This is a genomic window from Flavobacterium sp. DG1-102-2 (genome assembly GCF_033042555.1).
Lineage (GTDB): Bacteria > Bacteroidota > Bacteroidia > Flavobacteriales > Flavobacteriaceae > Flavobacterium.
The window spans coordinates 131,311-142,994 of record NZ_JAWLIK010000011.1 but is presented as its reverse complement, the minus strand read 5'-3'; the positions used below and the strand labels follow the sequence as shown (position 1 = coordinate 142,994).

The 11,684-nt window shown below is 41.0% G+C and carries 3 protein-coding genes; all 3 read right to left on the bottom strand.

The window, feature by feature from the left end; translation table 11 throughout:
• Positions 1–3,938, bottom strand: a 3,938-nt coding sequence (locus tag R1T16_RS15260) for a lamin tail domain-containing protein (RefSeq protein WP_317501987.1), incomplete at its 3' end; no start/stop codon positions are given.
• Positions 3,939–4,143: 205 nt separating this feature from the next.
• Entirely contained in the window at positions 4,144–8,196 is a 4,053-nt protein-coding gene (locus R1T16_RS15255) for a gliding motility-associated C-terminal domain-containing protein (protein ID WP_317501986.1), read from the bottom strand.
• Positions 8,197–8,406: 210 nt separating this feature from the next.
• Positions 8,407–11,469, bottom strand: coding sequence for a choice-of-anchor D domain-containing protein (locus R1T16_RS15250; protein ID WP_317501985.1), 3,063 nt, complete (start codon positions 11,467–11,469; stop codon positions 8,407–8,409).
• Positions 11,470–11,684 lie beyond the last annotated feature (215 nt).

Genomic DNA, 11,684 nt, shown 5'->3' with positions numbered 1-11,684 from the left:
AGCTGTAATGTTACAATGTCGTAGCAGTCGGTAAGTGTTGACTGTACCCTTAGGTAGATTGTCTGTACATGCTGGTCAACGTTAGTATAATTATCTGTATTCGGAACTTTATTAACGTTGTTATCAGCATCTTCGGAAGTTTCGTGTACGGTTACAGTAACATCGGTTAACGAATTTTGTATGCCCTGAATAACATCGGTCATATCAAATACTGCGTAACCATCATTATTAAAATCGCATTTTTCGATTGGAGTAGGAGGAACTGCTACAGGAGCTGATTGAGGAGGTGTATTTACTATAAAACCAGGCGACGTAGAGTAACATCCTGATGTACTCATAACTGTAATTGTATAAGTGCCGGCTGCCACATTAGTAAATTCTGTACTTGTCTGGAAATTAACGCCGTTTATTGCATAGGCAAGATCAGCGCCCAGTGGACTTTCAACAGTTATAGTCCCTGTAGATGTTGAGCACGAGGGTTGTATTATAACTGCGGTAGCGGCATCGGGCTGTCCCGGAACCAGATTTACAACTACAGGAGCTGAAACTGAGCTGCATCCTAAATTATTTCTTACTGTAATTGTGTATGTGCCGGGTGCAAGGTTAGTGAACGAAGTTGCAGTCTGGAAAATTGTTCCGTCTATACTATATTCAATCTCTGCTCCTAAAGGCGAATTTATATTTATAGTTCCTGTAACTACGGCACAAGTGGGCTGAACAACGGTAACATTGGCTGTTGCCGGATTAGCAGGTACAGCATCTATGGTAATCGTTGAAGTTACCGATGTACATCCTGCTCCATTCCTAACCGTTACAGTATACGAACCCGGAGCAAGGTTATTAAAAGTAGTACCCGCTTGAAAAGCTGTTCCGTTAATGCTGTATGTAAGGTCGGCAGCAAGAGGAGTATTTATAGTAATGGTTCCTGATGGTACAGCACAGGTTGGCTGCGTTATGATAACATCGGCTACTGCCGGCGATGCCGGTTGTACATCTATAATAATATTTGGAGTTACAGAAGTACATCCTGCAGCGTTTTGTACGGTTACTGTATATGTTCCCGCTGTAAGATTAGCAAAAGAAGTGCCTGCCTGATAGGTTATGCCGTCTAAACTATACGTTATGCCCGTTCCTGTAGGCGCACTTACAGTAATTGTTCCTGTTGCTATGCTGCACGTAGGCTGAACAACGCTTGTCGTGGCAACCGCAGGCGCATTTGGAATTGCGTTTATTGTGATTGTTGGCGTTATAGAAGTACAACCTGCTGCATTGCGTACTGTAATAGTATAATTACCATCAGACAGATTGGCAAACGACGTAGCAGTTTGGAAAGAGATACCGTCTACGCTGTATTCAAGTCCTGTACCAACAGGGGTATTAACTGTGATTGTTCCGGTAGGTGCCGCGCAGGTAGGTTGTGTTACTGTTACATTGGCGACTGCCGGAGATATAGGCTGCGTATTTATAACATGGTTAGGAGAAACAGAGGTACAGCCTGCCGCATTCATAACCGTAATTGTATATGTGCCTGCTGCAAGATTAGCAAAAGATGTTCCTGCCTGAAAAGTTGTACTGTCTATACTGTATGTAATTCCTGTGCCAGTAGGTGACTTAACCGTGATTGCCCCTGTAGCAATGCTACATGCAGGTTGTGTTATGGTTACATCGGCAATTGCCGGAGCAGAAGGAGCAGAGTTAATCGTAATCAACGGAGTGACCGATGTACATCCTGCCGAATTTTGCACAGTAACTGAATAGGTTCCCGGTGTAAGGTTAGGGAATGAAGTTGTCGTCTGGAAAGTTGTACCGTCTACGCTATAAGTGATTCCTGTTCCTGTAGGAGAGTCTACAGTAATTGTTCCTGTAGCAGTTGTACAGGTTGGCTGCATAACCGTTGTGACTGCAACAGCAGGTACAGCTTGTGAATTGATAACATGGTTGGGAGAAACTGATGAACAGCCTGCTGAATTCATTACAGTAACAGTATATGTTCCCGGAATAAGATTGGCAAATGTTGTCCCGTTTTGAAATGTAGTTCCATCTATGCTATACGTAAGGCCTGCACCAGTAGGCGAGTCTACCGTAATAGTTCCAGTAGTAACTGTACAGGTTGGCTGTGTTATGCTTACAATAGCAGTTGCCGGAGCGCCGGGTACTGCATTTATTGTTATAGATGGCGTAACAGATGTACATCCTCCACTGTTCCTTACAGTAACTACATAATTGCCGGGAGCAAGATTAGAAAATGTAGCAACCGACTGAAAAGAAGTGCCATTTATGCTGTATGTAAATCCTGTTCCTGCAGGAGCAGTAACTGTAATTGAGCCTGAAGGTGTTGTGCAGGTAGGCTGAACCGTTGTAGCCGTTGCTATTGCAGGGGCGGTTGAAACATACAGCTGGGCTGCATTGCTAACAAGGTTACAGGTTGCGGATGTTATTTCGCAGTAATACTGGTTTCCGTCAAAGGTTAGCGGAATCTGGCTTACAGTAAGCGTGTTTGTTGCAGCTCCTGCATAATTTGTGTTGTTTGCAACGTTTACCCATACTCCTGCTGTATTTAGCATTTTCCACTGATAGGTATACCCTGTAGACGGAGTAATGCCGGTTGTAAAAGTAATGCTTCCGTTTTCGCAGGCTGTTGCAGTTGCAGGTTGTGTAATAGCAGGTAATGGGGTGGTGGTAATATTGTGTATTCCTAAATTGCTACAGTAGGTGTTAGGTACGCTGTTATTATGTGCTGTATTATTCCAGTCGTTTGTATTGTATGTTACTGCGGGTACAACGGCATTAGGCTTTCTTATAAGTGTAAAGCCCGGGCCGGTAAACGGAACCTCAACTACATCTATAAGAACTCCGTTCTTGAGCAGTTCAAATTTGTCATTGCCATTAAATCCTGATCCCATAGTAAGAGTACTTGTTGGCGCAGCACATATAGTAGGATCGGGAGCAGAACAGTTTATAAGATAGGTAGAGTTTGCAGGAATTGTACCTGTTAAGGATAGTATATATCCCGGGGTAGGAGCAGGATCAGTAATATTGCCGTAGCGTTGCAATACATATCCGCTAAGAGAAATAGGTGCATTAGTAGGATTATACAATTCTATCATACCTCCGCTGCCTGTTCGTTGGTCATAGAGTTCAGAAATAAAAATATCTGTGGCAGAACTTGAACACACCGGAGTTGTAACTGTAAAAGGTGTTGAAGACGTTGCTTCGCAGCTATTTACAATGACGGTAATGTTTCCTGAAGTTGCTGTAGCGGGTACAGTAGCTTTTATTTGCGTATCTGAAACAACTGTAAAAGCTGTAGCTTCAATGGCATTGAACTTAACCGATGATGCACCTGTAAAACCACTTCCGTTAATAGTTGTTATCGTATTAACTGGTCCGTTTGCCGGCAGGATTGATGATATTATAGCTGGAGCACAATTAGGTGTTATACTCCCATTTAGGGTAAAATCGTCGAGCCTGAAGTTACCTGTTGTTCCCCCAGTGAGGGAAAGTGTTATGGAAACTGTGCCTGTAAGCCCTGTAACAGGAGGATTAACAGCTGTTACGCCCACCGGTGCAATGGTTGTAGGATTTGAACCAGAGCCAACATTTGTGCCATTTATTGCTAATGACCAGTTTGTTGGGGCAGAGCTACTGCGCTGTGTCCAGAAGTTAAAGGATGTTATTTCTGCCTGATAGCCGGGAGCGACATTAAAAGTAAGCGTTATTACGCTTCCGGCTGATGCAGTAAAAGAAATACTTGGGCCGGGAGGTACAGAGCCTGCACTTGTTGCCCATGATCCCGAAGTATTTGTCCATGATGAGCCTGAGAGATGCAAATCTAATGTTGTGGGCGCAATTGTGTATGGATGAGATGGCGTTGTTGTAGCATCAAAATTGTGATAATAGATTGTTTGAGCTTGAGAATTGCCCGCAATAAATAACACAAAAATAAGTGTTAAAAGAGTGAAAAACTTCTCCTTAAAGTACTTGTACAGCATCTGTTTTTTATCAGCCGAAATTAAAGCTAATCGCTGTTGAGGGTATTTCTAAATGGTTATTTAATGGTAAGGGCGAAGTGATAAAATTGTTACCATTGTTAAATAAATATAGCCGCAATTTGCGGCTATATTTAATATGAAAGGGGAAATATTATTTTTCTTCCCTGTTTATGTAGACCCAACCAGTCTGTGTATCCTGGCCTGAAACTTCTAAGGTATAATAGTATGTACCCGTAGGCAGTTCATTGCCATTGTCAGATTGTCCGTGCCATTCATTCATATAGTTATTTGCTGTGTAAACCTCAGCACCATACCTATTGAATATCTTTACTGTTTTTACATTCATCCCCGTTAGGTTAAAGCTGTCGTTCATCCCGTCGTTGTTTGGAGAGATACCTCTCGGTATATTACAAAAGTAACTATCTACTGTAAACGTCTCGCTGCTTTCACAACCTTCAAAATTCGTAACCGAAAGAGTTATTTCAATTGGAAAATCGCTGGCATCAATAGTATTTTCTGAAACATAACGTGTCACATCAAATGTGTTTTCATCGTTACCTATTAAAGCACCCTGGCTGTTAGTCCATTTAAATGATGCCGTTGCAACATCAAAGCTATTGTTTAAAGGAGTCGCTTCTAAAATATAGTTTTGTCCAAATGTTGTATTCCTGCATCCCTGGGTAGTTGTTATGGATGGTGCAGCAGGTATTGGGTTTATTATAATTCCATTGGTTAGAGATGTACAGCCTTCTGTATTTTTTACTATTACAGTATAAGATCCGGGCTGAAGATTTGTAAAAGTAGTTCCTGCCTGAAAGTTTACTCCGTCTATGCTGTACGTTAGATCAGTTGCTGTGGGAGAGTTTATTGTAATGCTCCCTGTGGTCACAGCACATGTTGGCTGAATCGTTGAAACACTCGCCGATGCTGGTACTCCGGTTACAGGATTTATCATAGTTGGATTTGTAACAGATATGCATCCCTCAATGTTCTTTACAGTTATACTGTAAGATCCTGGCTGAAGGTTGCCAAAAATGGCAGTTGGCTGAAAGTTTGTGCCATCTATGCTGTAGCTAAAGCCTGTACCTGTGGGAGACGAAATAGTAATCGTTCCGGTAGGTGTAGCACAGGTAGGCTGTGTAATTGTTACATCGGCAATTTCCGGAGCACCGGGAACGGCGTTTACAGCAATTGAATTTGTTACAGAAGTACATCCTGTATTATTCTTTACCGTAATGGTATATGTGCCCTGTTGTAGGTTAGCAAAAGTGGTATCAGTCTGAAAAGCAGTTCCATCTATGCTGTACGTCAGGTCTGTTCCAACAGGTGAGGTTATTGTAATAGTTCCTGTTGCTATGGCGCAAGTAGGCTGTACTATTGTTACATCTGCTATAGCAGGTGCTGCCGGAACTGCATTTATGGTAATTGTATTAGTAACCGAAGTACATCCCTGTGTATTTCGTACTGTAACGACATATTGTCCAGGCTGAAGATTGTTGAACATCGCAGCAGTCTGGAAGGTTACCCCGTCTATACTATATTCAAGTCCGGCTGTAAGTGGAGAGGTAACTTCAATACTCCCTGTGTTAATAACGCACGTCGGCTGGCTAACAGTTACATCTGCAATTGCAGGTAGAGGGGTAGCAGCGTTAATAGTAATTGTATTAGTAACAGATGTACATCCCGCCGCATTTTTTACGGTAACGTTATATGATCCTGATGGCAGGTTTGTAAACAATGTTTCTATCTGGAAATTTGTACCGTCTATGCTGTATGTAATTCCGGCACCTGTTGGCGTATTAACCATAATACTGCCTGTAGATATTACTGCGCATGAAGGCTGTGTTGCAGTAACATCGGCTACCGCCGGAGCACCCGGAACTGGATTGACTGTAATTGTATTGGTTACAGATGTACATCCTGCGGCATTTTTTACAGTTATTATATAATTTCCGGGAATAAGGTTTGTAAAAGAAGTTCCTATCTGAAATGTGGTACCATCAATACTATAGGTTAAGCCCGCGCCTGTAGGTGCGCTAACCGTAATACTTCCTGTTGGAGTTGTACACGTTGGCTGAACTGCTGAAAATGTTGCAATTGCAGGTGCAGCCGGAACAATATTTATAGTAATTGTATTTGTAACCGAAGTACATCCGGCGGCATTCTTAGTCGTAATAGTATAATCTCCTGGCTGCAGGTTAGGAAAAGATGTTCCTGCCTGAAATGTAGTTCCGTCTATGCTATAAGTTAGATCTGCAGCAAGTGGTGAATTTACCGTAATAGTCCCTGTAGCTGTTGTGCATGTAGGTTGTGTTATTGTTGTAACAGCTATTGCCGGAGCAGCAGGAGCTGTATTTACCATTACAGTGACGGATGACGTACAGTTTGATACATTTTTTACTGTAACAGTATATGAGCCTGAAGCAAGATTAGTAAATGTTGTAGTAGCCTGGTATGTAGTTTCATCTATGCTGTATGTGAATCCTACTCCTGTTGGAGAGTTGACGGTAATAGTTCCTGTAGCTGTTGTACAGGTAGGCTGCGTAACTGTCGTAACAGCTTCTGCCGGAGATGGATTTACAGTTAATTGTGCAGCATTGCTAATAAGTGTACAGGTACTGCCGGATGTCATTTCGCAATAGTACTGGTTTTTGTTGAACAATGCAGGCAGGTTATTTATTGTTAGTGCAGCAGTAGTAGCTCCCGTATAGTTTCCACCGTTTGTAACATTTGTCCATGTTCCGTTAGAACCAAGAACTTTCCACTGATACGTAAATCCCGTTGGGTCGCTTATGGTAACGCCAAAAGTTATCGATGTATTCTCGCAAGCTGTCTGGGCTGTAGGATGTGTTATTGTAGGCGTAGTTCCTGTTGCAGGTATTGCATTATGGTTTCCTAAATCGTTGCAGAAATTATTTGGCAACGGATTAGAATTATCAGCCGGATGCTGTGTATTGTTCCAATCTGTTATGCTATAAACAGTTTTAGGAGCAACAGCATCCGGTTTTCTTATTAATGTATAACCCGGCCCTGTAAGAGGAACATCTATACGATCTATAATAACGCCGTTTTTTAAAAGCTGAAATTTATCGCCACCATTAAAACCAGCTCCTAAAATCTGCGAAGCAGTAGGAGTTGCGCATATAGCCGGGTTAGGAATTGTACAGGCCACAAGAAGTATAGATTCCGGTGCCAGCGTGCCGGATAATATAAGTGTGTATGCAGCTGTATTATCTGTAATATCTCCGTAACGCTCAAGTGTATAATTACTAAGTGTAATGGTTGTAGCTGTAGGATTGTATATTTCTATCATTCCGCCACTTCCTGATTGCTGGTCGTATAATTCAGATATATAAATATCAGATGGTGGTGCAAGGTTGCAGGCAGCGCTTGTAACTGTAAACGATGCAGCTGTTCCGGGGCATCCATTAGTCGTTACCGTAATAGCGCCGGATGTTGCAGCAGCAGGAACTATTGCGGTGATCTGTGTATCTGATACTACAGTAAATGACTGCGCATCTGTACCATTGAATTTTACAGCGCTTGTTCCGCTTCCTGCCTGAAAACCTGATCCGTTTAAGGTAACAATTGTATTTACAGGACCTGATAAAGGGCTTAATGAATTAATAACAGGAGCAATACATGAATTGGTTACGCTTCCTGTCAGCGTAAAATCGTCTACGCGAAAGGTTCCTGCGCCTGCTGCGCCGCTAAGTGATATAGTTACATTTATATTTCCTGTAAGGTTTGAAACAGGATTTGCAGCAGCTAACACTCCGGTTGATGCACCGGAAGTGGGAATTGTACCGCTGCCTACGTTTATGCCGTTTATTGTCATGGCCCAGTTTGGGGCACCATTGTTGCTTCTCTGCCTCCAGAAAGAAAAGGAGTCAACGGTTATTTGTTTTCCGGGTGCTACTGTAAATGTTAGTGTTACAGAAGCTGATCCTGATGAGTTGGCTAATCCCAGCGCCTGGCCCGAAGAGCCAACATAGCTTACCCATGCGCTGGTATTGTTGGTCCAGGAAGAATTAGATAGTGAAGCATCTAAAACAGAAGGAGCTACGGTATAAGGATGACTGTTTATGGCTGTTGTACCAAAATTGTGCTGATACAGTTGTGCAGAACCATTACTGAACCCTGCTATTATAAATAGTAATGCGATCAGAATGTTTTGATTAGTAAGAGTAAAGTTTTTGAGCATCTTTTTTAGTTTAATTGAAGAGTAATAATCAATTGATAAATGTTGGGCAAGCTACCTTTAATAGAGAAAGCCTGAATTATTAAAGGTTTACTAAAAAGTTACTATTGAAATGAGAAAATGAAATTACGGTTAAGCAAATTTTTGATATTTCATAAAAAAACTCCGGTAGTTAATACTACCGGAGCCATTCTTTAAATTAGTTTTTCAGGACTATTTTATAATCACTTTTTTGCTTGAAACATCGTTGCCAGATGTTATAACAACCATGTAAATTCCTTTAGAAGCACTTGAAAGGTCTATCATTTCATTATCTGAAACGGTTTTGCTTACTACAACTTTTCCAAGAGAATCATATACTACAACATCCGCAGATTCTGTAGCAAGGTCAATTTGGAACTGGCCATTGTTTGGGTTAGGGTATAACGATACCTCAGAAACCTGAATAGTGTTAGTCTTGTTTTTAGCAAGTGCAGTTCTTGCAGCGCTTTCATAACAAGTCCATGTAAGATCGTCAATAACAGTTCTTGCACCGCTGTTTACAAGTTCAATGGTAGCATCTGCAGAAATATTAACCGCAAAAGAGAATGTAGTCGAAACGTCAGACGAAACTGTAATGTTTCCTCCGTATTGAACTCCATTTACAAGTAGTTTTAGTGTAGAATTTCCTGTAAATACTCTTTTGTATTTAAAAGATACAGTACCTATGCCACCAAGGATAGCTTCAGTATTTTTTACACTTCCTGTTCTCAAGGCGATAGCTTTACCGTTTTCTGTCTGGTCATTTCTTGAATCTGTAGCAGTCCAGTCTATACCATTGTCGCCAGTCCAGCTTCTTGTGCTGTAAGCAGTGTTATTTGTACCTGTATTAGTAAATGATTCTGTACCACCGGTACATGTAAATACGGTAGTTGTACCTTCGGCAGATAAGCTGCTTTCAGAGTATGACGGGCCATTAATACATTCCGTATTGTTGTACGGGTATACAGCAATTGTGTATGTAGTTTGAGGAGAGAGGTTATCAATTGTAAATGTTGAGCTTGTGCCTACATAACCTACAGTTGCAGCACCTACCACATCGCCCTGAGTGTATTCCACTCCGTTAAAAGCAGGATCGATAGACCCTCCTACTGGAGTGTAAAATGCAACATATCCGTTAGCAGTAACTCCTGTTACCTGTACATCTAGAGAAGAGGAAGTCTGGTTAGATACAACTGTGTTAGCAGCAGTAATATCCGGCGTTGTACACGCATCTAAAGTTTTTGCAGCAAAGTTTATTGTGCAAGAACCTTCGTTAGTGTCGTTACTTTCTATAGTAAGTGTAGCAGGATATGTACCGGCAACACTGCTGTTAAATAATACAACTACATCCTGAACGCCTAATGCAGGAACGGTAACAGGTGTTGCAGGAGAAGTAACAATATAATTTACATCATTTAAAGTAATACTGCTTATTTCAAGGTTTTGAAGCCCTTTATTTTTGATAGTGAATGTATATTCAAAATCAGATCCAGTTTCTAATGTTCCAAAATCTACATTAAAATCACCACATCCTTTTTCGTTAAGGTCGCCGTCAACAAGCTGTAATTCCGGTCTGTTAGGTATTTCATAGCAGTTCCAGCTAAGGTCGTCAATAACAGTTCTGTTTCCACTGTTTACAAGTTCGATTGTTACAGGAGCATCAAGATCGATATCGTATGTAAATGTAGATGGAGTTTCAGATGATACCGTGATATCGCCACCGTACTGAACGCCATTAACAAATACTTTTAATGTAGAGTTGTCATTAAATACCCTCTTGTAGCTAAAAGATAATGTACCGATACCTCCAAAAACAGGAGTCGTATTTTTAAGCGTACCGTTCCTTAAAGTAATGGCTTTACTGTTTAAAGTCTGGTCATTTCTTGAATCGGTAGCGTTCCATTGCCATCCGTTATCACCTGTCCACGTTCTGTTAGAATATGTAGATGATGCAGTTCCTATGTTAGCAAAAGTTTCATTAGCACCACTGCAAACAGCAACTAAAGTTGTAAATGAGGTAGAAATAGAGGTTGCAGAATAGTAAACAGGACCACCGGTACAATCTGTAGTGTTATAAGGAAATAAGTATACAAAATACTGGGTGTCTGGAGTAAGGTTTGCTAAAGAAATTGTAGCAGCACTTCCTACATATGCTACAGAACCTGCACCAATAGTGTTGCCTACATTGTAAGTTGTTCCGTTAACCGGAGCAGCCCCAAGAGTGTTTGATGTAGAGATGACAACTATATATGACTGTGCGTCACCTTTATTTATAGCTGCACTTACAGAGTAAGCCGTAAGAGCGTCAAAATCAAAACTTCCGTTTTCTACGACAGGAGCAGCACATGGTACAAGTACGGTACCTTTTAGGTTAACTATGCAGGCACCTTCGTTAGCATCATCATTATTTATTGTAAGTACAGATGTCTTATTGCCACCTGTAGTCGATTGAAAACGTACCAACACTATGGTCGATGCCGATGGGGCAATAGTTAATGGGAAAGCAGAAGGAGAGATTACAGAGAAATCTGCTGCATTGCTTAAACCAAGTGAAGAAACAGTAAGCGCAGTTGAGCCAGTATTTTTGATCGTAAATACTGCATCACTAGAAACATTTACAGCCTGAGAACCAAAGTCAAGTGTAAGTTCTCCACAATTAACGTTAGTACCTCCGGCATTAGTAAGCTGAAGTTCAGGGCCTGCAGGTGCTGCATCGTAACAGTTCCATACCAGGTCGTCAACAATAATCCTGTTGCCGCCACTGTTCCTTAGTTCGATAGTTACTGGCCCAGATACATTAACTGCGTGAGAGAATGCAGTTGTAGTTTCTAAAGATACGGTTATATCTCCGCCATACTGTGTACCATTTACAAATACTCTAAGTGTTGAGTTTCCTGTAAATACTCTTTTGTAGTTAAAGCTAAGAGTCCCAACACCACCGTTTATAGCAGATGTATTAGTTAATACTCCTGTTCTCATTGCGATAGCCTTTCCATTTAAGGTCTGGTCTGTTCTTGAATCTGTAGAACTCCAGGCTACGCTATTGTCTCCGGTCCATGTTCTTGTTGAGTAAGATGATGATGAGGCTGTAGGCAGGTTAGAAAAAGTTTCATTTCCACCACCTGCACATTCAAATGCATTCCAATTTAAAGCCACAGGACTAAAAATACTTGTCCAGCTGTTAGCGGCATTCATTGTACTGCCAAAAGAAATCGCAATCAGAGCCAGAGCTAAGAAAAATCGTTTTGTAGACATAATTAACAAATTAAAGATTGGTTTAAATAGTTTTTATTAAGGATATTACCTGCAGGGTTTAATCTCTAACACTATCAAAATTAATTTGTTATGCTTTTTAAAAGCCAATTTATAAGCTAAGGTTTTATTAAGTAAAAGTAATTAAAGGACTAATTTTTAAGGTTTTGTGTGTAGGAAAATCGCAATATTCGTAAATTTATTTAATTCGTGAATAT

What these genes read in the sequence shown, in the direction of transcription:
- R1T16_RS15255 (WP_317501986.1), bottom strand. Translation starts at nt 8,196, where the DNA reads ATGCTCAAAAACTTTACTCTTACTAATCAAAACATTCTGATCGCATTA.
- R1T16_RS15250 (WP_317501985.1), bottom strand. Translation starts at nt 11,469, where the DNA reads ATGTCTACAAAACGATTTTTCTTAGCTCTGGCTCTGATTGCGATTTCT.